Source organism: Paenarthrobacter aurescens, assembly GCF_041549525.1.
GTDB classification, from domain to species: domain Bacteria; phylum Actinomycetota; class Actinomycetes; order Actinomycetales; family Micrococcaceae; genus Arthrobacter; species Arthrobacter aurescens.
In genome coordinates, this window is sequence record NZ_CP157456.1 from 2,288,829 (window position 1) to 2,314,359 (window position 25,531).

The 25,531-nt window shown below is 62.0% G+C and carries 24 protein-coding genes; 2 read left to right on the forward strand and 22 right to left on the reverse strand.

Going from position 1 to position 25,531, the window contains the following annotated elements; all coding sequences use genetic code 11:
- Positions 1 to 58 precede the first annotated feature (58 nt).
- From pyrF to pyrR, 7 genes are read right to left on the reverse strand one after another with little or no spacing between them, the layout of a single operon-like run.
- Entirely contained in the window at positions 59 to 934 is an 876-nt protein-coding gene (pyrF, locus tag ABI796_RS10570; protein WP_141283574.1) for an orotidine-5'-phosphate decarboxylase, read from the reverse strand.
- Positions 927 to 4,235, reverse strand: coding sequence for a carbamoyl-phosphate synthase large subunit (gene carB, locus ABI796_RS10575; protein ID WP_141283575.1), 3,309 nt, complete (start codon positions 4,233 to 4,235; stop codon positions 927 to 929). Before carB ends, pyrF begins: the two co-directional genes overlap by 8 nt.
- Positions 4,235 to 5,491 (reverse strand): glutamine-hydrolyzing carbamoyl-phosphate synthase small subunit, encoded by a 1,257-nt coding sequence (gene carA / locus ABI796_RS10580; protein WP_141283576.1) that lies wholly within the window; start codon positions 5,489 to 5,491, stop codon positions 4,235 to 4,237. The genes carB and carA overlap by 1 nt, the downstream gene beginning before the upstream one ends.
- Positions 5,472 to 5,993: a hypothetical protein gene (locus ABI796_RS10585; RefSeq protein ID WP_141283577.1), complete on the reverse strand. Its 522-nt coding sequence runs from the start codon at positions 5,991 to 5,993 to the stop codon at positions 5,472 to 5,474. The genes carA and ABI796_RS10585 overlap by 20 nt, the downstream gene beginning before the upstream one ends.
- Entirely contained in the window at positions 5,993 to 7,318 is a 1,326-nt protein-coding gene (locus ABI796_RS10590) for a dihydroorotase (RefSeq protein WP_141283578.1), read from the reverse strand. The genes ABI796_RS10585 and ABI796_RS10590 overlap by 1 nt, the downstream gene beginning before the upstream one ends.
- A complete protein-coding gene (locus ABI796_RS10595; protein WP_141283579.1) occupies positions 7,318 to 8,325 on the reverse strand; it encodes an aspartate carbamoyltransferase catalytic subunit in 1,008 nt (335 codons plus the stop codon). Before ABI796_RS10595 ends, ABI796_RS10590 begins: the two co-directional genes overlap by 1 nt.
- Entirely contained in the window at positions 8,322 to 8,906 is a 585-nt protein-coding gene (gene pyrR, locus ABI796_RS10600; RefSeq protein ID WP_141283580.1) for a bifunctional pyr operon transcriptional regulator/uracil phosphoribosyltransferase PyrR, read from the reverse strand. The genes ABI796_RS10595 and pyrR overlap by 4 nt, the downstream gene beginning before the upstream one ends.
- A 155-nt stretch (positions 8,907 to 9,061) precedes the next feature.
- Here pyrR and ABI796_RS10605 point away from each other — a divergent pair, with 155 nt between their 5' ends.
- Entirely contained in the window at positions 9,062 to 10,312 is a 1,251-nt protein-coding gene (locus tag ABI796_RS10605; RefSeq protein WP_373091207.1) for a PrsW family intramembrane metalloprotease, read from the forward strand.
- A gap of 54 nt (positions 10,313 to 10,366) precedes the next feature.
- Here ABI796_RS10605 and nusB read toward each other — a convergent pair whose 3' ends face one another.
- From nusB to ABI796_RS10675, 14 genes are all read right to left on the reverse strand, one after another.
- Positions 10,367 to 10,777, reverse strand: a complete 411-nt coding sequence (nusB, locus tag ABI796_RS10610; protein WP_011774956.1) for a transcription antitermination factor NusB — start codon at positions 10,775 to 10,777, stop codon at positions 10,367 to 10,369.
- Complete coding sequence (gene efp, locus ABI796_RS10615) at positions 10,777 to 11,340, reverse strand: elongation factor P (RefSeq protein ID WP_011774957.1); 564 nt, start codon at positions 11,338 to 11,340, stop codon at positions 10,777 to 10,779. Before efp ends, nusB begins: the two co-directional genes overlap by 1 nt.
- A 153-nt stretch (positions 11,341 to 11,493) precedes the next feature.
- Positions 11,494 to 12,015 carry a tetratricopeptide repeat protein gene (locus tag ABI796_RS10620; RefSeq protein ID WP_141283582.1) on the reverse strand — a complete coding sequence of 174 codons (522 nt, stop codon included), beginning with the start codon at positions 12,013 to 12,015 and terminating at the stop codon, positions 11,494 to 11,496.
- Complete coding sequence (gene aroB / locus ABI796_RS10625) at positions 12,012 to 13,103, reverse strand: 3-dehydroquinate synthase (RefSeq protein WP_141283583.1); 1,092 nt, start codon at positions 13,101 to 13,103, stop codon at positions 12,012 to 12,014. Before aroB ends, ABI796_RS10620 begins: the two co-directional genes overlap by 4 nt.
- Positions 13,100 to 13,657, reverse strand: coding sequence for a shikimate kinase (locus tag ABI796_RS10630; protein ID WP_141283584.1), 558 nt, complete (start codon positions 13,655 to 13,657; stop codon positions 13,100 to 13,102). Before ABI796_RS10630 ends, aroB begins: the two co-directional genes overlap by 4 nt.
- Positions 13,657 to 14,856 (reverse strand): chorismate synthase, encoded by a 1,200-nt coding sequence (gene aroC, locus ABI796_RS10635; RefSeq protein WP_141283585.1) that lies wholly within the window; start codon positions 14,854 to 14,856, stop codon positions 13,657 to 13,659. The genes ABI796_RS10630 and aroC overlap by 1 nt, the downstream gene beginning before the upstream one ends.
- A gap of 26 nt (positions 14,857 to 14,882) precedes the next feature.
- Positions 14,883 to 15,737, reverse strand: coding sequence for a shikimate dehydrogenase (locus tag ABI796_RS10640; protein WP_141283586.1), 855 nt, complete (start codon positions 15,735 to 15,737; stop codon positions 14,883 to 14,885).
- Positions 15,734 to 17,491 (reverse strand): endolytic transglycosylase MltG, encoded by a 1,758-nt coding sequence (mltG, locus tag ABI796_RS10645; RefSeq protein WP_141283587.1) that lies wholly within the window; start codon positions 17,489 to 17,491, stop codon positions 15,734 to 15,736. The genes ABI796_RS10640 and mltG overlap by 4 nt, the downstream gene beginning before the upstream one ends.
- Positions 17,488 to 18,078: a Holliday junction resolvase RuvX gene (ruvX, locus tag ABI796_RS10650; protein WP_141283588.1), complete on the reverse strand. Its 591-nt coding sequence runs from the start codon at positions 18,076 to 18,078 to the stop codon at positions 17,488 to 17,490. The genes mltG and ruvX overlap by 4 nt, the downstream gene beginning before the upstream one ends.
- Positions 18,079 to 18,080: 2 nt before the next feature.
- A complete protein-coding gene (gene alaS / locus ABI796_RS10655) occupies positions 18,081 to 20,759 on the reverse strand; it encodes an alanine--tRNA ligase (protein WP_141283589.1) in 2,679 nt (892 codons plus the stop codon).
- A gap of 114 nt (positions 20,760 to 20,873) precedes the next feature.
- On the reverse strand, positions 20,874 to 21,104 hold the full coding sequence (locus ABI796_RS10660) for a hypothetical protein (RefSeq protein ID WP_141283590.1): 231 nt from the start codon (positions 21,102 to 21,104) through the stop codon (positions 20,874 to 20,876).
- 48 nt (positions 21,105 to 21,152) lie between these two features.
- Entirely contained in the window at positions 21,153 to 21,527 is a 375-nt protein-coding gene (locus tag ABI796_RS10665; RefSeq protein ID WP_017197541.1) for a DUF948 domain-containing protein, read from the reverse strand.
- Between the two features lie 159 nt (positions 21,528 to 21,686).
- Positions 21,687 to 22,307, reverse strand: coding sequence for a 30S ribosomal protein S4 (gene rpsD / locus ABI796_RS10670; RefSeq protein WP_026540819.1), 621 nt, complete (start codon positions 22,305 to 22,307; stop codon positions 21,687 to 21,689).
- 205 nt (positions 22,308 to 22,512) lie between these two features.
- Complete coding sequence (locus tag ABI796_RS10675; protein WP_141283591.1) at positions 22,513 to 24,039, reverse strand: replication-associated recombination protein A; 1,527 nt, start codon at positions 24,037 to 24,039, stop codon at positions 22,513 to 22,515.
- A 41-nt stretch (positions 24,040 to 24,080) separates the two neighbouring features.
- On the opposite strand from ABI796_RS10675, the gene ABI796_RS10680 reads away from it, so the two are divergent.
- Positions 24,081 to 24,680 (forward strand): Vms1/Ankzf1 family peptidyl-tRNA hydrolase, encoded by a 600-nt coding sequence (locus ABI796_RS10680; RefSeq protein ID WP_141283592.1) that lies wholly within the window; start codon positions 24,081 to 24,083, stop codon positions 24,678 to 24,680.
- A 9-nt stretch (positions 24,681 to 24,689) separates the two neighbouring features.
- On the opposite strand, the gene ABI796_RS10685 is transcribed toward ABI796_RS10680, so the two are convergent.
- The gene (locus tag ABI796_RS10685; RefSeq protein ID WP_141283593.1) at positions 24,690 to 25,502 is read right to left on the reverse strand and encodes a GNAT family N-acetyltransferase; all 813 of its coding nucleotides are present in this window, start codon (positions 25,500 to 25,502) and stop codon (positions 24,690 to 24,692) included.
- Positions 25,503 to 25,531 lie beyond the last annotated feature (29 nt).

Genomic DNA, 25,531 nt, shown 5'->3' on the forward strand with positions numbered 1-25,531 from the left:
GCGGAACTGATCCTGAACCTACCTGCAGGGGCCCTGTTGCGCAATGAGGCTTGGCAACTTACGCGGAACGAAGCCCACGCAAAGTCTCCCCGGTTGCGGCCCGAAGTGCCTCAACGGATGGCCCCGCCGCCAAAATGCCGCGGCTGGAGGTTGCAAGCACCGAGGGATAAGCATCGCCAAAGGTTGCACGGAGATCGGAAGGAGTGGCGCCCTGGGCGCCAAGGCCCGGAGCCAGGATTGCCCCACGGACAGGTCCGAGATCGATGTCCAGGTCCTTCAACGCGGAGCCAATGGTGGCACCAACAACCAAACCCACAGAACCCAGGGTGCCCTGGTAGCGCCTGTTTTCGGCTGCTGCCGCTGCCACGATCCTGCGCGCTACCGAATCGCTGCCCCCAACGTGCTGGACGGACTTCCCTTCAGGGTTCGATGTCAGCGCAAGCACAAACACTCCCCTGCCGTGCTCGGCGGCAAGATCCAACGCCGGGCGCAACGATTCAAATCCCAGGTAAGGGCTCAACGTCACCGAGTCCGCAGCCAGGGACGAACCATCCCGCAACCAGGCATCGGCGTAGGCGGCCATGGTGGAACCGATATCCCCGCGCTTTGCATCTGCGATGCTGAGCACGCCCGAGTCCGCGCATGCGGCAAGGGTGCGCTCCAAGACGGCCAACCCGGCCGAGCCGTGACGTTCATAAAGTGCCACCTGCGGCTTCACCGCGGCAGCGAGGGAAGCCACGGCATCCACCACTGTCAGCGAGAAGCGCTCCAGGCCAGCGACGTCGTCGTTCAATCCCCACTCAGCCAAAAGCTGCGGGTGCGGGTCTATGCCGACGCAGAGCGGACCCTGGGCGACCATGGCCGCAGCCAGCCGGGAGCCAAAGGACTCCCGGGCCGGCTGCTGCTCTTGATGCTGTGAAACAGACTCAGGCATTGGCTGCTTCCATTGCTGCCGAGAGATTGGCGGCGTGCTCCTGCAGGCTGGTCACGGACCATTCGTAGGTGCGCAGCGCCTCAATAGCCTGCACTGCGGCGTTGAACTCAGCAACCGTAGTGATGCAGGGAATGCCGATGGACGTTGCCGCTGCACGGAGTTCGTATCCGTCGCTGCGGGCTTCTCCGCCGGAAGGGGTGTTGAAGACCATGTCGATCTCGCCGGCAATGACCAGGTCAGCGATGGTGCCTTCGCCCTCGGCGCTGCTGCCCTCGGCCACCTTGCGAACCGGAGTCGCCTGGATGCCGTTGCGACGCAGCACGTCAGCCGTACCTCCGGTGGAGACGATCTCGAAGCCCAGGTCCGAGAGGCGCTTGACGCCCATGATCACCGAACGCTTGTCACGGTTGGCGACCGAGACAAAGATCTTGCCTTCGGTGGGCAGAGCGTTGTTGGCCGCTGCCTGGCTCTTGGCGAATGCCGTATCGAAGTGCTTGTCAATGCCCATGACTTCACCGGTGGAACGCATTTCCGGGCCGAGCAAGGAGTCCACAACCTTGCCTTCGGGAGTGCGGAAACGGCTGAACGGGAGGACTGCTTCCTTGACAGCAACCGGGGCGTCCAGCGGCAAGGTGGAACCATCACCGGTTTCCGGCAGCATCTTGTAAGCACCGCGGAGCTGGTTAATGGTGACCCCCGTGCCGATCAGCGCTGCCGCCTTGGCCATCTGCACACCGGTCGCCTTGGAGACAAACGGAACCGTACGCGAAGCGCGTGGGTTGGCCTCAAGGACGTACAGGACGTCGGAGGCCAGGGCGAATTGGATGTTGATCAGGCCCCGGACGCCCACGCCTTCGGCAATGGCACGGGTTGCCGTGCGCACCCGCTCAATAACGTTGTTACCCAGGGTGATGGGGGGAAGCACACAAGCAGAGTCACCGGAGTGGATACCGGCTTCTTCAATGTGCTCCATGATCCCGCCGAGGTACATGTCCGTGCCGTCGAAGAGAGCGTCAACGTCAATCTCCACAGCGTCCTCAAGGAAGCGGTCGATCAGCACCGGGTGGTCCGTGGTGATTTCCGTGGCGTTGGCGATGTAACGGGAAAGGTTGGCTTCGTCATAGACGATCTCCATGCCGCGGCCGCCCAGGACGTAGGACGGACGAACCAGCACCGGGTAGCCGATTTCGTCGGCGATCTTCTTGGCGTCCTCGAAGGATACGGCGGTGCCATTCTTCGGGGACGTCAGTCCGGCCTCATCCAGAACGCGGGCAAACGCGCCGCGGTGCTCGGCGAGGTCGATCGCTTCAGGCGAGGTGCCCAGGATGGGAACGCCGGCGTCGGCCAACTGCTGTGCCAGCTTCAGCGGGGTCTGGCCACCGAGCTGCACGAACACGCCCATGACCCCACCGGTGCGCTCTTCCGCGGCGATGACCTCCAGGACGTCCTCAAGCGTCAGCGGTTCAAAGTAGAGGCGCGTGGAGACGTCGTAGTCAGTGGAGACTGTCTCCGGGTTGCAGTTGACCATGACGGTCTCATACCCGGCCTTGCGCAGCGCCATGGAGGCGTGGACGCAGGAGTAGTCGAACTCGATGCCCTGGCCGATGCGGTTGGGGCCGGAGCCAAGGATGATGACGGAGGGCTTGGCGTGCAGGCCTACTTCATCTTCCTCGTCATATGAGGAGTAGTGGTACGGCGTGTAGGCGGCAAACTCAGCCGCGCAGGTGTCCACCGTCTTGTACACCGGACGAATGCCCAGGGCCTGGCGGACACCGCGTACTACGGCTTCGTTGTTGTGGGTCAAAGAACCGATTTGTTCGTCGGAGAAGCCATGACGCTTGGCGTTGCGGAGCATCTCCTCTGTGAGGACCCCGGCCTTGCGGATCTCCTGTGCGGTCTCGTTGAGCAGCTGCAGCTGGTCAAGGAACCAGGGATCGATCTTGGTTGCTTCGAAGACCTCTTCCACCGTGGCACCGCCCAGCAACGCGCGCTGCACTTGGTGCAGACGGTCCGTGGTGGGGCGCTTGGCTTTCTCGATCAGCTCGGCAACCTCGTACTCCGGCACGGAGCTGAAGTCCAGCTGCGAGCCCTTCTGTTCCAGGGAGCGCAGGGCCTTCTGCAGGGCTTCAGTGAAGTTACGGCCCATGGCCATGGCTTCACCCACGGACTTCATGGTGGTGGTCAGCGTGTTGTCAGCTGCCGGGAACTTCTCGAACGCGAAGCGGGGAACCTTGACCACAACGTAGTCGAGTGTCGGCTCGAAGGAAGCCGGCGTCTTCTGCGTGATGTCGTTCGGGATTTCATCCAACGTGTACCCAAGGGACAGCTTGGTGGCGATCTTGGCGATGGCGAAGCCGGTTGCCTTCGATGCCAGCGCGGACGAACGCGAAACGCGCGGGTTCATCTCGATGACCACAACACGGCCAGTGGCGGGGTCAATGGCGAACTGGATGTTGCAGCCACCGGTGTCCACACCAACCTCACGGATGACGGCGATGGAGACGTCGCGCAGCTTCTGGTACTCACGGTCAGTGAGGGTCAGTGCCGGAGCAACAGTGATGGAGTCACCGGTGTGGACGCCCACGGGGTCGAAGTTCTCGATGGAGCAGACAACAACGACGTTGTCGTTCTTGTCCCGCATCATTTCAAGCTCGTATTCCTTCCAGCCGAGGATGCTCTCTTCAAGCAGAACCTCGGTGGTGGGGCTGTACTGGAGGCCCTGGCCTACGATCCGGCGGAGATCGTCCTCGTTATACGCCAGGCCCGAGCCCAAGCCGCCCATGGTGAAGGACGGACGGACCACCATGGGGTAGCCGAGGTCTTCGGCAGCTGCGAAGGCCTCGTCCATGGTGTGGATGATGTGGCTGCGGGCGGACTCTGCGCCGCAACGCTCCACCACGCCCTTGAACTTCTCGCGGTCTTCGCCGAGCTCAATGGCGGCAATGTTCGCACCAATAAGTTCCACGTTGTACTTCTCCAGCACACCGTTCTTGTCCAGCGCGATGGCGGTGTTCAAGGCAGTCTGGCCACCCAGGGTGGGCAGGATGGCGTCCGGACGCTCCTTGGCAATAATCTTCTCCACCACCTCCGGGGTGATGGGCTCCACGTACGTGGCATCAGCGAACTCGGGGTCCGTCATGATGGTGGCCGGGTTGGAGTTGACGAGAATGACCCGCAGGCCCTCCTCCTTGAGGACGCGAAGCGCCTGGGTACCGGAGTAGTCGAACTCGGCCGCCTGGCCAATGACGATGGGGCCGGAACCGATGACAAGGACGCTCTTGAGATCTGTACGCTTGGGCATTACTTCTTGTCCTCAGTCTTGGAGTCGGTGTTCTTTGCGGGGACGGCGTCTGTGGCCTTGGCCTTGGTGTCGGCCATGAGGTCGATGAAGCGGTCGAACAGGTAAGCGGCATCGTGGGGTCCGGCCGCGGCTTCAGGGTGGTACTGGACCGAGAACGCGGGGATGTCGAGGCAGGCGAGCCCTTCAACGACGTCGTCGTTCAACGAAACGTGGCTGACCTCCACACGTCCGAAGCGTTCTTCCGGCGCAACAGTGGAACCGTTCAGTGGAGCGTCAACGGCAAAGCCGTGGTTCTGGGAGGTGATTTCCACCTTGCCGGTGCGGCGATCCATGACGGGCTGGTTGATTCCGCGGTGTCCGTAGCGGAGCTTGTAGGTGCCGAAACCCAGGGCACGGCCCAGGATCTGGTTGCCAAAGCAGATGCCGAAGTACGGGAGTTTCTCATCCAGAACCGAGCGCAGCAAGGAGACCTGGTGGTCTGCCGTGGCGGGGTCGCCAGGTCCGTTGGACATGAAGAAGCCGTCCGGCTTGACTGCGTTGACGTCCTCCAGGGTGGAGGTGGCAGGAAGGACATGCACACGGACTCCACGCTCTGCAAAGCGCACCGGTGTCATTGCCTTGATGCCGAGGTCAACGGCTGCGATGGAGAAGCGCGGCTCACCCTCCCAGCCGTGGTCCTTGGGTTCGACGACGTAAGCCTCATCAATGGAGACTTCCTCAGCCAGGGCCGCGCCTTCCATGGGAGCACTGGCCAGGACAGCGTCCAGCAGTTCCTTGTCGGTAGCCTGTGCGGCTTCGCCGGAGAAAATGCCCGCACGCATGGTCTTGTGCTCGCGGAGGTGGCGGGTGATGGCACGGGTGTCCACACCCTGGATGCCAACAATTCCCTGCTCCACCAGTTCGTCATCAAGGCTGCGCTCGGAGCGCCAGTTGGAGGGCCGGCGGGCGGCGTCGCGCACAATGTACCCGGCCACCCAGATGCGGCGGGATTCAGCGTCTTCGCTGTTGACGCCGGTGTTTCCAATGTGGGGGGCCGTCTGGACCACCAGTTGGCGGGCGTAGGAGGGATCGGTAATGGTCTCCTGGTAGCCGGTCATGCCGGTGGCGAAGACTGCCTCTCCAAGAGCGGTTCCCTGGGCTCCGTAGCTGCGGCCGCGGAACATGCGGCCGTCTTCGAGCACCAGTACTGCTGCTGAGGGGGCGGGGGTGGTGGCTGCTTTACTATCCGTCACTTTATTACTTTCCACTATCGGCATCTGCCTGAGGGGCTGCGGAGATCAATTCTTGGAGGGCATCGAGGAGGAGCGGCTTGTCGCTTGCATGCCGGGAGCGGAATCCGGTGTCTAGTTCACGGGAGCCCAGCTTCCAGTTGATGACCAGAAGTCCGTCCTTTTCAACGAATTTTCCGGCCATTCCATTGGTTTCGCGGCTGTCAACCACTGCGGAGCGGGGGATGAATACCGGAGCCGCGCCGGACCGGTCGAACAGTACGCCTTCGGCGTGGATACTCAGTTCCGCGTTGGTCCGGATACCGAGGCCGTGAACCGCTATCCGGTCAAGCCAGTCGCCGGCCGTGGTGGTGGCCACGTACTGGCCGTCCGCCACCACAGTGGCCGGGGTCAGCTGCTCCGGAACCTCGGGGAGACGTTCGACGTCGGCTTGTCGCCTCAGCCGGTTCCGCCATCCCAGCCAGATCATCGCCAGGACGACGACGATCAACGGCACCGTGATGAGCACGGTCAGTGTTTGGTTGTCCATTAGTTGCTGCTGACTGCCGGGTACCTGTAGGGCGTGTTGAGCTGACCGTCGAGGACCGTGGGATGGCCTTTGAAGAAGGTCGCCACCACGGATCCGGGCAGCTCCTTGCCCTTGAACGGTGAATTGCGGCCCATGGTTGCCATTTTATGCGGGTCAACGGTCCAACGCGCAGCCGGGTCCACCAGGATGACGTTGGCAGGTTCGCCTACTTCCAAGGGACGGCCCTGATCAGCGACGCGTCCGATCACTGCAGGCGTGAACGAGGTAACCCTGGCGAAGTCCGCCCAGGTCATAAGGCCGGTTTCGATCATGGTCTCCTGCACCACGGACAAGGCGGTTTCAAGACCGGTCATGCCCATTGCCGCCTGCGCCCATTCACATTCCTTATGCTCGCTGGGATGCGGGGCGTGGTCGGTTCCCACGACGTCGATGGTGCCATCGGCCAGGCCTTCACGGAGCGCCTGAACGTCAGCATCGGTGCGCAGCGGCGGGTTGACCTTGTACACGGGATCGTAGCTGCGAACCAGTTCATCGGTCAGCAGCAGGTGGTGCGGTGTGACCTCGGCGGTAACGTTGATGCCGCGCGCCTTGGCCCAGCGCACAATTTCCACGGATCCTGCAGTGGAGACGTGGCATACGTGGAGGCGGGAACCTACATGCTGGGCCAGCAGGACATCGCGGGCAATGATGCTTTCCTCGGCAACAGCCGGCCAACCGGTAAGCCCCAGCACGGCGGACACTGCGCCTTCATTCATCTGTGCACCGGCAGTCAGGCGGGGCTCCTGCGCGTGCTGGGCCACCACGCCGTCGAACGCTTTGACGTATTCCAGGGCACGGCGCATCAGGACGGGATCGTGAACGCAGATGCCGTCATCGGAGAACATCCGCACTTGGGCGCGGGAGTCCGCCATGGCGCCCAGCTCTGCCAACTGCTCTCCTGCCAAGCCCACGGTGACTGCGCCAACCGGGCGGACATCCACCCAACCGGAAGCGCGGCCCAGGCTGTGAACCTGTTCCACTACCCCGGCCGTATCTGCCACGGGGTTGCTGTTGGCCATGGCGTGGACAGCGGTGAAACCGCCCAGCGCAGCAGCACGCGTGCCGGTCTCCACGGTTTCGGCGTCTTCGCGGCCGGGTTCGCGCAAGTGCGTATGAACGTCCACCATGCCCGGCAGGGCGACGAGGCCCTGGGCATCAATGACAGTTGCGTCCTCCGCGGACAGGTCCTTGCCGCGTGCTTCAATGACGCCGTCGCGGATCAAGAGGTCTTCAGCTTCGCCGCCGAGGATGGCGGCCCCACGAATCAGGTAGGTGTTCTCGGCCATCAGTTGGTCTCCTTGCTGGACTGGCTAACGTTCGGGGCGGCTTCACGGGAGTCCCCGGAAAGCAGCAGGTATAGGGCGGCCATGCGGACCGAAACACCGTTTCGCACCTGTGCGAGCACTGTTGAGCGCGGCGAATCGGCCGCTGCCGAAGAAATCTCCAGGCCACGGTTCATGGGGCCGGGGTGCATGATGATGGTGTCCTTCATGCCCAGGTTATCGAGCGCGCGGAGCCGTGCGTCATCGAAACCCCATCGGCGGGAGTACTCGCGGGTTGAGGGGAAAAACGAGGCGTTCATGCGCTCACCCTGGACACGGAGCATCATCATGGCGTCGATTCCGGCTTCCAGGGTCTCATCCAGGTTGTAGCTGACCTTGCAAGGCCAGTGCTCGACGCCGATGGGCAGCAGGGTGGGTGGCGCCACGAGCGTGACTTCGGCGCCAAGGGTCTTGAGCAACCAAACATTGGAACGGGCAACGCGGGAGTGCAGGACATCACCGGCAATCGCTACGCGCATGCCTTTGAGGTCCGCCCCCGTGGACTCGATGCCGTTGACCTGTGACCAGTGCCGACGCATGGTGAAGGCGTCCAGCAATGCCTGCGTTGGGTGCTCATGGGTGCCGTCGCCAGCATTGATGACGGCTGCGTCGATCCAGTCAGTGGCTGCAAGGCGATGTGGCGCACCCGATGCCCAGTGCCGGATCACGACTGCGTCCGCACCCATCGCAGCGAGTGTCTGCGCTGTGTCCTTGAGCGACTCCCCCTTGGATACGGAGGATCCCTTGGCGGCGAAGTTGATGACATCGGCTGACAGTCGCTTTGCTGCGGCCTCGAAGCTGATGCGGGTACGGGTGGAGTCCTCAAAGAAGAGGTTCACCACCGTCCGGCCACGAAGGGCCGGCAGTTTCTTTACTTCGCGTTCACCCACGGCGGACATTTCCTCGGCCGTATCCAGTACGCGGATGGCATCAAAAAGACTGAGGTTCTCTGTGGAAAGGAGGTGCTTCATTTGCCGGCCTCGATAACTACCTCGTTGACGGGAACACCATCAACGAGGTCGATCTCTTCGAGGTGAACACGAACCTTTTCAGAGGAGGACGTGGGAAGGTTCTTGCCCACGTGATCCGCCCGGATGGGAAGTTCCCGGTGTCCCCGGTCCACCAGGACAGCCAGGCGGACAATCCGCGGCCGGCCAAGGTCAACGAGAGCATCCAAAGCCGCACGAATGGTTCGGCCTGAGTACAGGACGTCGTCAATCAGGACAACAACTTTGTTATCGATGCCGGACAAGGGCAGCCGGGTGTGGCGTGGGGGCCGGGTGGGCTGGTGGGAAAGATCGTCACGGAACATGGTGACGTCCAGTTGGCCAACAATTGTCCCGGCGTTGACTGTAGGGTCCGCTGCTGCGATTTTGTTGGCAAGCCGCACGGCCAGTGGATAACCGCGGCTGGGAATGCCCAACAGGACCAGGTCCTGGGAGCCTTTGTTGGCTTCGAGGATCTCGTGGGCGATACGAGTGAGCGCACGATCAATGTCCGCCTGATTGAGGACAACCCGCGACGGCACGTGCGCTGAAGTGACTTCAGTCATCGCTCGTCTCCCCTTTCCCCGCCTCACGGGACGGAATTAAAAAAGGAATATTTGCTTTTCCAAGCTACCACAGCGCCCCTTTTCCACCTCACCCGAGGCGGCTGTGACCAGTGAGTTTAAGCTCACAGTCCGTGCTGTGGAATAGGCTCTTGCCCATGACCATGAACCACCACGGCCAACCCGGCGGTCAGCCCTATCCCCGGCCTTATCTGGAACCTGGCGCGAACCCCACGTGGATCGGCCGCGTCCAGCCCGGGAATTATCAACCGGCCCCCGGTAATCCGACGTCGCTCCCCCGTCAAACGTGGGCCATCCCACCAGCGCCGCAAGCACGCCCGTCCTGGGGGACGCTTCCGTTGCTCATCGGTGCAGTTGTACTGGTTCTCGGCAGCCTGTTCCTGGTGGTTCCGTTTCTGTTGGGCAACACCGGCGTCACCGGATTTGTGATCGGCTTCATTGCCTCCCTGATTCCTCTTACCGTGGTTCTCCTGACGGTGCGTCTGATCGACCGGTGGGAACCAGAACCAAAGAGGCTGCTGTGGTTCGCGTTCACATGGGGCGCTGCGGTTTCCATCGCAGGAACACTCCTCATCCAGCCGCTCTTCGCCCTTGCCGCGCCCACCTCCAGTGAAGAAGCCTTTACGTACTTCATGGCGACAGTCCAAGCCCCCATCGTGGAGGAATTCACCAAATCGCTGGGGCTGCTGGTCCTGATACTGGCAGCACGCAAGTACTTTGACGGTCCTGTTGACGGCGTGGTGTTTGCCTTCACCATTGCCGCGGGCTTCGCCTTCACGGAGAACATCCTCTACTTTGGACGGGAAATAGCCTCATCCAACGACCCCGGTACTGACTTAGTACGGATATTCATTCTCCGCGGTGTCATGTCTCCGTTCGCGCACGCAGTATTCACGGGGACAACGGGCTTGATCATGGGTTTTGCCGCCCGTAAGTGGCACTCGGGGTACGCGGTATTGGCATTCTTCATCGGATTGCTGCCTGCCATGTTCCTGCATAACCGGTGGAACAGCATGGGCCAGAACTTCCTGGTGGAATACTTCGTGGTTCAGGTCCCGATCTTCCTCGTGGCCGCGGTGGGAATCATCCTTCTACGGGTCGCTGAAGGCAAACTCACCCGGCAGCGGCTCCTGGAATATGCCCGGGCAGGGTGGTTCACTCCGGCCGAAGTGGAGATGCTGGCTACCTCGCGAGGACGCCGGCAGGCTATCCGCTGGGCATCATCGCGCGGACGCGGTCGCGCAATGAAATCCTTTATCAAGGGAGCCACGGCACTGGCATTTACCCGGCAGCGGATTCTTAGCGGCCGCGACGTCCACGTCCATCAGCATGACGAGCTTGAGCTCCTCAGGAAAATCCCAACGCTCAGGGCAGCGGTCCTCCAGTAAACGCAAAAGAACCCGCATCCAGTGGATGCGGGTTCTTCAGCGGCCAACAACTCCTTATGCCAGGAGCGAGGGCTTCAGCTTCTGGAGCCGGCCAAGAAGCCCATTGATGAACGCGGGCGACTCGTCCGTAGACATGGTCTTGGCGAGAGCCACAGCTTCGCTGACGGCAACGCCGTCCGGAACTTCGTCGTTATAGAGAAGTTCCCAGGCACCGATGCGGAGGATGATGCGGTCAACAGAGGGCATCCGCTCCAGCGTCCAGCCCTGGGCGTACGTTTGCAGGAACTCATCGATGGTTGCCTGCATGGACACAACACCCTCGACGATTTCCACCGTGTAGGGATTGATAACAAGATCGGTCTTCTCCCGGCGCGCTGTCATCGCGTCGAAAGCCGAAACGGAACGTTGCTCCGCCTCGAAAAGTACTTCAAGTGCCCTGCTACGGGCTTTACCGCGGGCGCTCACTAGTCGTTGACCCGGCCCAGGTAGCTGCCATCGCGAGTGTCAACTTTAACCTTGGTGCCCTGCTCAACGAACAGCGGAACCTGGATCTCGTAACCGGTCTCCACTGTTGCCGGCTTGGTGCCTGCCGAGGAGCGGTCACCCTGAAGGCCCGGCTCCGTGTAGGTGATTTCGAGAACGACGCTCGGGGGCAGTTCGATGTACAGCGGCGTGCCCTCGTGGATGGCAATGTTGACCATCTGGTTTTCGAGCATGAAGTTGGTGGCATCGCCCACAGTTGCGCCGGAGACAGTGATTTGGTCGTAGTCCTGGGTGTCCATGAAGACGAAATCTTCGCCGTCCTGGTAAAGGTACTGGTAATCGCGGCGGTCAACCGTAGCAGTTTCGATCTTCAAACCGGCGTTGAAGGTTTTATCGACCACCTTGCCGGACATGACGTTGCGCATCTTCGTGCGGACAAAGGCCCCGCCCTTGCCGGGCTTGACGTGCTGGAACTCGATGATGTTCCAGAGCTGGCCCTCGAGCTTCAGTACGGTCCCGTTCTTGATGTCGTTTGTGGTTGCCACTCGTATCCTCTGGTTATCGCACTGGTTCTGGCTGCCAGCTATCTATGCCAAGCAGGCGTACCGATCGGTCCGCCAGCGCGTATTTATCAAAAATCCAAGAACCATTCTACCGTCAATTGAGCAGAAGGCTTGCGGCGGGCCCGCCGCCGGGCTTCAGGAAGCCAGTTCCAGGACATTCCGCGCCCTTTGGAGGGCAACAGCGGAGGAGTAGATCAGCGCAGCATCGGCGGCCATGGCCACGCGAAGGTCCAAGGCCCTGGCGAATTCCTCCGATGCCGCCAAAGCGTTTCCGCTGACAAAGTAGGCCCGGCCCAGGTACTGGTGAACAATCGCTTCCTTGGGGCTGCCCTGAACATCCTGGAGCAGGTGCTTGAACAACTGGACAGCACGGTCCAGCCGGTTGGTAGCCCTATGGACTTCGGCTTCAAAAATCCTCAACCGGAACGACTCCGGGTCTTTGTAACGGGCCTCGGCCAGGAGTTCCGCCGCTTCTTTGGGCTGGTTGTCCAGCAAAAGAGCCATGATCCGGTCCGCAGGGTCTTCAGAGGCTGCAAGTGCGGACTCCATGACTTCTTCGTTGACAACCACAGGAAGCAAGGTGTCCGGGTTCATCCTGACGCCCGGGAATCCGGCGGTGGGCCAATCGCTGACGCCTTCACGGACAGTGACGGTCATGATGCGATCTCCTGGTAGGCGGCAAAGAGCAGCGAGGTGTCCGGGACTTCGAGGATGCCCGGCTTGGCCACACCGTCAAGGACAACAAACCGGAGGAGGTCGCCACGGGATTTCTTGTCCCGGCGCATCCCATCCAGAAGGCCCTGCCAGCGGTCCTTGCGGTAAGTGGTGGGCAATCCCAGGCTCTCCAGAATGCTCCGGTGCCGGTCCGCATCAGCATCGGACAGGCGCCCCACACTGCGGGACAATTCGGCAGCAAACATCATCCCTACTGATACGGCAGCCCCATGGCGCCAGGAGTAGCGTTCCACAAGCTCAATGGCATGGCCCAAGGTGTGCCCGTAGTTCAGGATCTCGCGGAGGCCTGATTCCTTGAGGTCCTGGGAAACCACGTCAGCCTTCACCGAGATGGCGCGTTCGATGAGCTCACGGACAACATCGGATCCGGGGTCCATCACGGCATCGGTGTTCTTTTCCACCAGGTCCAGGATTGCCGGGTCAGCGATGAAGCCGCATTTTATGACCTCCGCCATTCCGGAAATGAGCTCGTTCTTCGGCAGGGTCTGCAGAGTGTCGAGGTCAGCCAGGACGGCAGCCGGCGGGTGAAATGAGCCCACCAGGTTCTTGCCTTCGGCGGTATTGATGCCGGTCTTTCCGCCAACAGAGGCATCAACCATGCCCAGCAGGGACGTGGGCATGTGAATAACTTTCACCCCACGAAGCCAGGTAGCTGCCACAAAGCCGGCGAGGTCCGTCACTGCCCCGCCGCCAACTGCCACAATGGCATCGGAGCGGGTGAAGTCGTTTTGGCCCAGTACCTGCCAGCAGAAGGCTGCCACCTGGATGTGCTTGCCTTCCTCTGCATCCGGGATTTCCGCCGTGAGTGCCGTGAAGCCAGCTGCTTCGAGCTCGTCCCGTACGGTATCGCCGGTCAGGCGCAGTGCCCGCGGGTGGATCACCAGTACGCGCCGGACACGTTCGCCAAGCTTTGCCGGCAGCGTGCCCAACAGGCCCCGACCCACCACGACGTCGTAGTTTTCATTCACGGACTGGCCGGTCACCTTGATGACAGTTGCTTCGTTGCTCACTTTTCAACTTCCTCTTTCAAGGCTGCATGCTGGAGCAGCCGCTCCTCCAAATGGAGGCCGATTTCCGCCACGGATCCGGATCGGACGTCCATGACAATGTCCGCGAGCCGCTCATAGACCGGACGCCGGGTGGCGAACAACGCCTCCCAGCGGGTCATGGCGTCGCCCTGCAGCAAGGGCCGCCCGGTGTTACGCGCAATTCTCTCCGCAACGGTCTCAGCATCGCACTCCAGGTAAACCACTGTGCACTCCCCCAGCAATTGCTGCGTTCCGGAGTCCAGCACCGCGCCTCCACCAAGGGAAATAATCGCTGGTTCCCTCTTCGCCGACTCAATGGCTTTCGCCACGGCACGGGCCTCAATTTCACGGAAGGCGTGTTCGCCCCTGCCGGCAAAAATATCGGCAATGCTGCCATGGGCAGCAACAACCACTGCGTCGGTGTCAATAAACGGCAGATGCAGCTGGTGCGCCAGCTGCTGGCCTATCGCCGATTTTCCCACGGCCATGGGGCCAACCAGAACAACAGGCCGGCCATCGGGGATAGCGCGGACCACTACCGGCCAACCGAGTCCAAAGTCGCCGGGATGCTTTCCAGGTAGCTCTCCAGGTTGCGCTGTGTTTCGGCAACGGAGTCCCCGCCGAATTTCTCGGCCACTGCTTCGGCAAGAACCAAGGCAACCATGGCTTCGGCCACGACGCCGGCTGCCGGAACAGCACAAACGTCTGAGCGCTGGTGGTGGGCCTTGGCGGGCTCACCGGTGCTGACATCAATGGTGCGCAAAGCACGCGGGACGGTGGCGATGGGCTTCATGGCTGCACGAACACGAAGCACTTGACCAATGCTCATGCCGCCTTCAATGCCACCGGCCCGGTTGGTTTGGCGGACGATCCTGCCGTCTTCGTCCTTGAGGATTTCGTCATGGGCAGCAGATCCACGGCGAGCCGCCGTGAGGAAGCCATCGCCCACCTCTACGCCCTTGATGGCCTGAATGCCCATCAGTGCAGCGGCCAAGCGGGAGTCGAGGCGACGGTCCCAGTGGACGTAGCTGCCCAAACCAGGCGGCAACCCATAGGCCAGGACCTCCACTACACCGCCCAGGGTTTCCCCTTCCTTGTGCGCAGCGTCCACCTCAGCCACCATGGCGTCCGAGGTCTGTCGGTCGAAGCAACGCAAAGGATCGGCGTCGAGGGCCAGGACGTCCTTGGGCAGCGGCACGGGCCGCCCCTCCGGGACTGTCACGCTTGCTATGGAGACGGTGTGGCTTACCAACTCAATGCCCAGTTGCTTCAAGAACTGGGCTGCAACGGTGCCGAGTGCCACACGTGTGGCAGTTTCACGGGCACTGGCCCGCTCGAGGACCGGGCGGGCTTCGTCGAAACCGTATTTCTGCATGCCTGTGAAGTCGGCGTGGCCCGGGCGGGGACGGGTCAGCGGAGCATTGCGGGCCTGATCGGCGAGGACTGCGGGGTCCACGGGGTCAGCAGACATAATCTGCTCCCACTTGGGCCACTCGGTATTTCCAACCTGGATGGCCACCGGTCCGCCTTGGGTAAGGCCGTGCCGGACACCACCCATGATGGTTACTTCGTCCTGCTCAAACTTCATGCGGGCACCGCGCCCATAGCCCAGGCGGCGACGCGCCAGCGCGTCACGAATCTGCCCGCTGGTGAGTTCAACACCGGCGGGCACGCCTTCAACAATTCCGATCAGGGCCGGACCATGGGATTCACCGGCAGTCAACCAACGCAACATATAACCAATCCTGCCATGTAGGGCTTCTAGAACACTCGCCGGGGAAGCCCGACTGAGTCGCACATCACATCTATGACGGCGGCGTCGACATCACAGCCGCTAAAGCGCCTGATCTGCTCGGCCGCCTGGTACATCAGCATCTCCAGGCCCGGGACTACCGCTCCCCCATGCCCATGCCAGACCTCCGCCAGACGGCTCGGCCAAGGATCGTAGGCGACATCCAACAGGACACCAGCCCCGGTACCGGGCAGAGCTGCAAGTTCCTCCGCCAAAGAATCAGCGGCACGGGGTGGGAACGTGGAAATGACCAAGTCGGTCCCGGCCACAGCGGCTGCTGCATCGGCCAGAGGGCGGATGGCGAGAGTTATTCCGACGGCGGCCGCAGCGGCTTGCGCATCACCGGCACGGCCGGCGTCCCGAACGAAAACGTCCACATGGCTTGCGCCGAGTTCTTTGGCGGCCGCGACGGCCGCAGCTGAGGTACCGCCTCCACCGAGTATCGCCGCGTGGGGTGCAGCAACCACACCCGCGTACTTAACTGCCTCCACAATGCCGGCCACATCGGTGTTGTAGCCCACCCGACGAACCTGCCCGCCGTCGTGCTCGAACACCACCGTGTTGATCACGCCAAGGTGGGCACCTGCCCCACGTACGTCATCGACTTCCTTAACCATGGCCGACTTCAACGGCATGGTCACCGAAAGGCCGCACCAGGCATCCTGACCCCGCAGCGAGTCCATGAAAGCGGGAAGCCGCTCCACCGTGACATCGATCGCTGTGTAGTGGATGTCCACACCCAACTTGGCGTATGCAGCGGAGTGCAGTGCCGGTGATTTCGAATGTGAAATCGGGTGCCCAAGGACTGCGGCACGACGACTCACACACACCGTCCCGCGTTGGCTTGGCACCAGGCGTTGTACTGCTCAACGTAGGTGTTGTGCTCAGCCAACGTCTTGGAGAATTTGGTCTCCTTGGTATCGAGGTTGATGGTCACCCAGTAGAGGTAGTCGTTCTGAGTGGGTTTGGCTGCAGCATCAATGGCCGTCTTACCCGGGGAACCAATGGGACCCACCGGCAGGCCAACGTTGGCGTAGGTGTTGTAGGCGTTGGACTTATCTGCCTTTTCTTCCTCAGTGAGGTGGAAGGACTTCTTGCCCAGGCCATACGTCACCGTGGCGTCGGACTGGATGAGTCCACTGGTCTCAACGTTGTTGGGCTTGAGCCGGTTGTAGATTGCTCCAGCCACATTGCCGTAGTCCGCCTGCCCGCCCTCGGCCTGAACAATGCTGGCGATGGTGACGGTGTCGTACTGCTTTGCAGGATCGGTAACTCCCTGGGCCTTGAGCTCGTCCAGTGTGGTGGTCACCAGCTTCTGGATGATGTCCTTGGCCGATGTCCCGAGCTCAAACCGGTACTCACCCGGTGCCAGGAAGCCTTCAAGGTTCTTGGCCTTGGCCGGAACCCCGAACTGACCTGGCGCCTGGTTCAGGGCGCTCAGCTCCTGCATGGGAATACCCGAACCCTTGGAGATGGCCTCCAGCGATTCGTTGATACGCAACCCTGCGCTCAGAGCAAAGTACATCACCCTGGATGCGTCCTTGTTCACAAGGACTGCCACAGCATCGGCATTCTTCATCTCGGTGCGGAAAGTGAAGGAGCCGGGCGACAACTCGCCACCTTCGCTGAGGAACTCCTTGACGAAAGTATCGGAATCGGCCACCACACGGTTGGCAACGAGCTCGTTGGCTACCGCCTTGGGACCGGAGCCCTCCGGCACCGTGATGGTCACCGATCCGCTACCCGGACCCGGGTAGTCAGTAACCTTGTCCATGCCCAGCAAGGGCTTCAGAAACTGCGCACCAATGGCGATGGCAGCAACGAAAACGCCCAGCGTAATCAGAAGAGCCAGGACACGACGACGGCGACGCGCCCTCTTTGCGGCAGCCTTCGACGCCGGACTGCTTGCCGGGGTAAGAAGGGCGTCGTGCGGGTGCAGGTCGCCGTGCAGAGCCTCATGGTGTTCGTCATGGTGGTGTTCGTCATGGGCGTCCAGCGGGTGGTGGGAGTCGTGCTCTACGTACTCGTGGACTTCCGCGTGCGCCTCCGGATGCCCTGCCACAGCCAGTTCGTGCTCGACGTCACCGTGGTGTAGATCAGCGTGGTGCAGATCAGCATGGTGGACATCAGCGTGGTGCAGTTGGTCATCGGGAGTATTTCCGTGCTCAACCTCGGCGTGCTCAATCGGTGCCGGGTGGTCAACGGCAGGGTGTTCAACCGGTGCCGGGGCTTCGACCGGTGTTGCGGCTTCCACCGGTGTTGCGGGTTCCGCCGGCGTTGTGGGTTCCGCTGTCTTGGGCGGTTCTACCGGTGCAGGGGGTGCCGCGGGTGCTGGAGGCGTAACGGGTGGGGCGGGTTTGGGAGCTGCGGCAGCAGGTTGAACCGCCGGGACAGGGCGGGGCAATTCCGGCTCACTGTCCGATGAAGGAGCGGCCTCCCCCGGGGTGGCTTCGGGAACGGGAACCACGTTGTGGTTCTGCGTGGCGAGGAATCGTTCACGCGCCCGCAGCTCTTTACGGGTGAGCGACATACCGCCGCCGGCGGTACCGCTTGAGGGGTCGTTGTTGACCGGGCTCACAATTGCAGTCCCCTCTTAGAAGAATCGGTTTCACTGCCGGAGTCAGCCCGCAGCGTTGGGGCACTGCTGGGTTTTTCGGACTGCACCGGTGTTTGCACTCGGCGGCCAACGTCCGTTCCTCTGGCTTTCTGCATGTCGATTGCGTGCTGCAGTATTTCAGCAGCGGCAACCTGATCAACCACTTTACGGTGGTTCTTGCTGCTCATGCCAGCTTGGTGCAGGTTGCGGTGTGCCGTAACGGTCGAAAGCCGCTCATCGATGAGGTTTACGGGGACGTCCAAACCGGCCCGTTGAAGCTCGCTGGTCAGAAGGTCCGCATAGTCCATGGCCATTTGCGCCGATGCCCGTTCCTCACCTTTCATGGTGCGGGGAAGACCAACAAATATCTGCACTGCCGCAAGTTCTGCAACATGCTTGGCCACCACCCGGACATCGGCGTTTTTCTTGTTGTCCCGCAACACCGTCTTGAACGGCGTAGCCAGGATCCCGTCCGGATCGCAGATGGCCAGACCCACCCGAACGGTACCGACGTCTACCCCCAGCTTGATGCCGCGGGGGTAGACGCCACTGTCAATACCTGAATTCACTGTCAGCGCTTGGCTATCGCATCCACCACCGCTGTGAGGGCCTCAGAGACCTTCCCAGCGTCGGTGCCGCCGCCCTGGGCGACGTCGTCCTTGCCGCCACCGCCCCCGCCTAGGATTCCTGCGGCCAGACGCACCAGGACTCCAGACTTCACGCCTGCTTCGCGGGCGGCCTCGTTGGTGGCAATGAGGATGACGGGACGGTCATTGCTGACGCCGGCAACAGCCACGGTGGATGCCTCCGATCCCAAGCGGTTGCGGAGATCAAGGGCAAGGTTGCGCAAGTCATCAGCGCCGCCCACCTGACCGGCGTCGTGGGCAACTACCCGAACACCGGAAGCATCCCTGGCAGTACCCACCAGGCTGGCAGCCGCTGCAGCGAGCTGCTCTTTACGGAGCCGGTCAAGCTCCTTCTCCGTGGCCTTGAGCTTGTTCAGGGTGCTGGAGATGCGGTCGGCAAGTTGTCCGGAAGGAACCTTCAAAAGATCCGTAAGCTCCGAGACAAGGGCCCGTTCAGCTGCCAGGTGACGGAACGCATCCAAGCCTACAAAGGCCTCAACGCGGCGGTTCCCCGAGCCAACAGACTGCTCGCCCAACAAGGAGAGGCTGCCGATCAGGGAGGTGTTGGCTACGTGTGTGCCACCACAGAGTTCACGGGACCATGCGCCGTCGATCTCTACCACGCGCACTTCGCTGCCGTAGTTCTCCCCGAAGAGAGCCATGGCGCCCAGCGCTTTGGCCTCAGCGAGCCCCATCACCTTGGTATCCACGCGGAAGTTGTTCCGGATGGCGATGTTGGAGACCTCTTCGATTTCAGAGCGCGTGGCTGTGCTCAAGCCCTCGCCCCAGGCGAAGTCAAAGCGGAGGTAGCCGGCCTTGTTGTAGGAACCGCGCTGGGTAGCTTCCGGGCCCAGGATCTGGTGCAGGGCGGCGTGCACAATGTGCGTGCCGGTGTGGGCCTGCTCCGCGGCATGGCGACGTTCGCGGTCGACGGCGGCGCGCACCAGGGCGTCGGAGGCAATCTCACCTTCACGGACAATCGCCTTGTGGACGCTGAGGCCCTTGATGGGCCGCTGGACGTCCAGGACCTCCACGACGAAGCCGTCGCCGGTGATGAGGCCGGTGTCAGCTGACTGGCCGCCGGCTTCTGCATAGAACGGCGTTTCGTTGAGGACCAACTCAATCTCTTCGCCGGTGGAAGCATGGGCTACGGCCCGGCCGGCGCTGACAATGCCGCGGACCTTCGCTTCGCCCTCAAGCTCGTCATAACCGGTGAAGATTGTCTCGCCCTTGCCCAGGAGCTCCTGGTAGGCGCTGAGGTCCGCATGGCCGCCCTTCTTGCCCTTGGCATCGGCCTGGGCACGCTGCCGCTGCTCCAGCATGAGGGCGCGGAAGCCTGCCTCATCTACCTTCAGGCCGGCTTCTTCCGCCATTTCCAGGGTGAGGTCGATCGGGAAGCCGTACGTGTCATGCAGGGCAAAAGCGTCCGCACCCGAAAGGGGAACACCGGCAGCCTTGGACTCAGCCACTGCGTCTTCCAAGCGGGCCGTACCGGAGGCGATAGTGCGCAGGAACGCTTTTTCTTCGGCGTAGGCGATACGGCTGATGCGGGCAAAATCGGTTTCCACTACCGGGTAAACGCCCTTCATGGCGTCCCGGGAGGCAGGAAGCAGCTCAGGCAGGCAGGCCTTTTCGACGCCCAGCAGGCGCATGGCGCGAACAGCGCGTCGGATGAGCCGGCGCAGCACATAGCCGCGGCCTTCATTGGACGGAGCAACGCCATCGGCAATCAGCATCAAAGCCGAGCGGATGTGGTCACCCACAACACGCATGCGGACATCGTCCGTGTGGTGAGGATCGTCCGGGGATTCAGCCGAGGTGTACTCGCGTCCGGACAGTTCAGCGGCCTTATCGATCACAGGACGGACCTGATCGGTCTCATACATGTTCTCAACGCCCTGGAGGATCATCGCAAGACGTTCCATACCCAGGCCGGTGTCGATGTTCTTCTGCGGCAGCTCACCCACGATGTCAAAGTCCACCTTGGACCGGACGTTCTCGATCTGGTACTGCATGAACACAAGGTTCCAGATTTCGATGTAACGCGTTTCGTCGGCCAGCGGGCCGCCTTCAATGCCGTACGCAGGGCCGCGATCGTAGTAGATCTCGGAGCAGGGACCCGCCGGACCGGGCTGGCCGGTGGACCAGTAGTTGTCAGCCTTGCCCATCCGCTGGATTCGTTCAGCGGGAATACCGGTGTTCTTGAGCCACAGCTCTTTGGCTTCGTCGTCTTCCTCGTAAACCGTCACCCAGAGGCGCTCGGCCGGGAGTCCGTAGCCGCCGTCGTCCACACTGGTGGTGAGCAGCTCGAAAGCAAACTTGATGGCGTCTTCCTTGAAGTAGTCTCCAAAGGAAAAGTTGCCGCACATCTGAAAGAACGTGCCGTGGCGGGCAGTCTTGCCTACTTCTTCAATATCGCCGGTGCGGATGCACTTCTGGACGCTCGTGGCCCGGCTGTAGGGAGGCTCTTCGCGCGCGGTCAGGTAGGGAATGAACGGCACCATTCCGGCCACAGTGAAGAGAAGTGACGGGTCGCTGGAAACGAGCGACGCGGAGGGAACGGCGGTGTGGCCCTTGTTGACAAAAAAGTCCACCCAGCGCTTGGTGATCTCCTGCGACTTCATTAGCTGATTACTTACCCTTCTCAATTCACTGCACACGATGTGCGCGGTACCGGCTGGTGCCGTTCCGCAGCTTTCCATTCTGCCCTGTTGAGGGCGCGGGGGCGAACCGCTTCGCTAGCGCCGTGCGGCTACGGCGTCCTCTATGCCCAACGCTGCCCGCAATTCCTCTTCGCGTTGGTGCGTTCCGGTACGCACGGCGTCGGCAAAGTCGAACAAGCCATCAGCCATCCGGCCCACGGCCCGATTCAGCCCTTCCGGTCCGAGGTTTGCTTGGGCTTCGGTGATTTTACGGAACGCAATGACGCCGATGGCGACGCCGATGCCCATCCACACAATTCTTTTCATGAGGTCTCCCTGTAGTTCAACGGCTGGTGGGGCCAGCCGCTGGTTGGGTCAGCGGCTGCGGCGGCCGGAAGAAGGCGTGCGGCGTCCGGCAAACGCCGAACGGACGCCATAGCTGAACGCGGCCACCTTGATCAGCGGCGAGCCCACCGTGGCGGCAACGAGCGAGGACAACGCGGAGATGTTGGCCGAGGCGTCGGAGACGTTGGAGGCAATGCCATCAACCTTCTTCAGCTGCTGGTTGGTGGTGGTGACTGTTGCAGTCACTTCATCCATCAAGGGCGTGGCGCCGTCGCTGATGGAACGGATGGAGGTCCGTACTTCGTCAAAAACGCCACCCAGCTTCAAAATGGGCACGGCCAAAAGCAAGACCAGGAGTGCAAAGACTCCTGCTGCGATGAGGCCGGCGATGTCGCCACCAGACATATAACTCTTCTCCTAGGATCGTTACGCTGCCTCAACCCAGCCGGTTCCCCGGCATTGGGCTAGGCCTCCCCAAGTACCTTACCTATATTGGCCCGGTACCTTACATACAAAGAAGCCCGCGGCGTGTGCCACGGGCTTCTTTGTATGCGCTGCTGAAATTTAGCGTGCGTAGAATTCGACGACGAGCTGCTCTTCGCAGATCACGGGGACCTCGGAGCGCTTCGGGCGACGAACCAGGCGGGCCTGCAGGGCGTCAATCTTGACGTCCAGGTACGGCGGCACGTTGTTCAGAACGTGTGCACCAGCGGCTGCCACCTGGAACGGGGGCATAACCTCGGAGCGGCTGTGAACGTGGATGAGCTGGCCTTCACCAACGCGGAAGGACGGGCGGTCCACGCGGATGCCGTCAACCATGATGTGGCGGTGCACAACCAACTGGCGTGCCTGTGCAATGGTGCGGGCAAAGCCTGCACGGAGCACCAGGGCGTCCAGACGCATTTCGAGGAGCTCAACCAGGTTTTCACCGGTGAGGCCCTTGGTGCGGCGTGCTTCTTCGAAGGCACGGGTCATCTGTGCTTCGCGGATGCCGTACTGAGCGCGCAGACGCTGCTTTTCGCGCAGACGTACAGCGTAGTCGGAGTCCTGCTTCTTGCGGGCACGGCCATGCTCGCCGGGGCCGTACGGACGGCGCTCCATGTACTTGGCGGCCTTGGGGGTCAGAGCAATGCCGAGTGCACGCGAAAGGCGTGCGGTACGGCGAGCACGAGTGTTGTTAGCCACTTGTGTCCTTCCAAATTACTGCGGTGTGTCAGTGTTACTGGCCTCCATCAGGGAGAGCATCGGCCAACCGCTGCCTCTTGCTACTAGCCTTGGCGCACAGCACTATTGAAGGAAACTTCAGTGGGATTGTGCGTCAGGCCATGCCAGACAAGGATCAATCCTACCATGGGCGCAGCTCCCGTCAGCAGCCGGCGTGATCGGGGCGCTACTGACCACGCACGATCTTGCGAAGCCGTTCCAACCTGGCGGCGATATCACGCTCAGCTCCGTTATTGGTGGGCTCGTAGTAGTCCTTGCCCACCAGGTCATCGGGCGGATACTGCTGGGTTGCCACCCCGTGCGGTTCATCATGGGCGTACTTGTAGCTTTTCCCGTGGCCCAGTTGCTTGGCGCCCGGGTAGTGGGCATCACGCAGGTGCATGGGAATGCCGCCTCCAAACCCGGCGCGAACATCTGCAACAGCCTTGTTCAAACCCATGTAGGCCGCATTGGACTTCGGTGCGGTGGCAAGGTGGACCACAGCCTCGGCAAGCACAATACGCCCTTCCGGCATGCCGATCAGTTGCACCGCCTGCGCTGCGGCCACCGCGGTTTGAAGCGCTGTGGGATCGGCCATTCCAATGTCCTCAGCAGCGGAGATGACAATCCTGCGCGCAACAAACCGTGGGTCCTCACCGGCTTCAAGCATTCTCGCCAAATAATGCAGAGCGGCGTCGACGTCAGAGCCACGGATGGACTTGATGAACGCACTGGCCACGTCATAGTGCTGGTCTCCGGCGCGGTCGTAACGGACGGCCGCAGCATCCAGGGCACGCTCGGTTTGGCGCAGTTCCACCAGTACCGGCGCCTCAGGTGGGTTGCTGTGCGCAAGGCCGGGTTCGGCGTCGTTGGTGTCACTGTCTTCAGCTTGCACTGAGGTGTCTGAACCGGCGTCTGAACCGGCGTCGGAGTTTTCGACGGCGGCAAGGTCACCGAACGCGACGCCGGCGGCGGCTTCCAATGCTGTCAACGCCCTCCGGGCGTCACCGCCTGATAGCCGAACCAAATGGTCCAACGCCTCAGGGCTCAACTCAACTCGACCGGCAAGGCCCCGCGCGTCGGCCACTGCACGCTGCAACAGACCCGAAATGTCATCATCAGTGAGGGGCTTCAGGGTGAGCAGGAGCGAGCGGGACAGCAGGGGCGAGACCACAGAGAAGGAAGGGTTCTCCGTGGTAGCAGCTACAAGCACCACCCAACGGTTTTCCACTCCAGGGAGCAGGGCATCCTGTTGGGCCTTGTTGAAACGATGGATCTCGTCGAGGAAAAGAACGGTGGTCTTCTTGTATAGATCGCGGGCTGTCAAAGCCTCGTCCATGACGCGACGAACATCCTTGACGCCGGCGGTGATGGCAGACAATTCAACGAATTTCCGTCCAGGTCCGCGGGCAATCACATGGGCCAGCGTGGTCTTTCCGGTGCCTGGCGGCCCCCAAAGGATCACCGAGCTCGGTCCTGCAGGCCCGGCGGCCTCAGCACCGGCAGCCAATTGCCGCAACGGAGAACCCTGCCCCAGCAGGTGCTGCTGCCCCACCACCTCGTCCAAGGACCGGGGGCGCATTCTCACAGCGAGCGGGCTCCGCTGGGAAGCTATCCAGTGAGCATCGGACGGCCCCCGGAGGGAAGGCGGCGACGCGCGCAGGTCCTCGGACTCATCGTCATCAACTGCACCGGCACCAAAGAGATCTTCCACATGGATAGGCTACTCATAGTTCCAGCAAAGGAGACATCGACGTGGATCGCCGGGCATCTGCCCCTCATCAGAGTCATGGCAGCCGGACCGCTTTGGTGCCCGGGGCCAGGTTGCAAGGTTGGGTGGACCGGTTCGCGGCGAGCCACGGGCCGGTTGCCGAAGACCTCGCCGACGGCGGGGTTCTTTTGAGGGCAGCCGACGGCGCTACTGCCCTCATGAAAGCCCCATGGCCGGCCGACGGACGTCCGGGCCGGGGAGCAACTGAAGTGGACCGATTGGCTTCGCTGGCAACCCAGGAGCGGGGGCTTGGCCTCCTGCTGGTTCGCAAGGGCGGATATGCCGTAGCCGCTGCAAGCGGGGCTACCATCCTGGCCTCAAAGAGCGGCAATCGATTCCTGGATGCCAAGGCCACGGCAGAGCACGCGGCCCGGATTTTCAATGACCACCACATTGAGTACATCGTCCCCGGCGGCGACCGCGTACTGGTGGAACAGGTTCTTGCCCAACCACCGCTCAGGGCCTTTGCGGGCCGGGCACGCCTTGCCTTCCTGGACGTTCAAGCCCCAAAAACTGCGGCGCTTGCCAGGGCAGCTGCCGAGGCTTGCGCCGTACGCATCACGGTCACTGACCCGCCTGATTAGCGGCCGGTCCTAGCAGCCGCTGGGAGTGCGCTGCAGAGGTGCCTGGCGGTACAGGTAGCTGCCGTAGTGGTTGAACCCGGCTTGGGCGTAGAGTGACTGCGCTCCGCGATTGGCCTCTGTGACCAGCAGCCAAAATCCTTCAAGACCATGTTCGGTTCCGGCTTTCATCAGTGCGGCCAGGACCTCCGTCCCGTACCCACGCCTCCGGTGCGCTGCGGACGTGGCCATGCTGTAGATACCGCCCCAGCCATCCACCAAGGCAAGACGTCCGACGGCGGCGGGGACGCCGTCGTCGTTCCTCACCATTGCGTACAGCGCAGGGCAAGCGGTAAGGACCTTTTGGGCAACTTCGAGTTCAGCCTCACCGCCGCGGCCATCCACCGACCACCACAGCCGCAGCCATTCCCCGGAAGGTTCCCTGGAAAGCTCAACATTCCGGCCCGGGGTTCTGACCGGCAACCCCTCCACGCCACGGATCATGATCTTTGTTGCCGACTGCCGCGTAAAACGCTGTTGGTCAAGGACTGCATTCAGCATGGAAGTGCCGGGGTCGTCAAAGACCTGGAAGATCAACGGAAGCCGGCGAAGCCGGTACCACTGCCCGGCTGCACGAACGGCACTGGCGATGCAGCGGCTTGTGACCGTCCCGCCGGCAATGTTCCGCGGCCAGACGGAGTTAGCCCTCTGGGTCACACCGGAGGAAGCACGCAGAACCCACTCCCCTGCTGTGTCCTGTTCAGGATCCTCAAGATTCAGGACTTCGCGTTCCAGCCCGGGCCAGGCCTTGTCCATGAGCGATTCCAGGAATGCCTGCTCCAGCATTGAGCAGCACCTTTCGTTGATACAGGAAT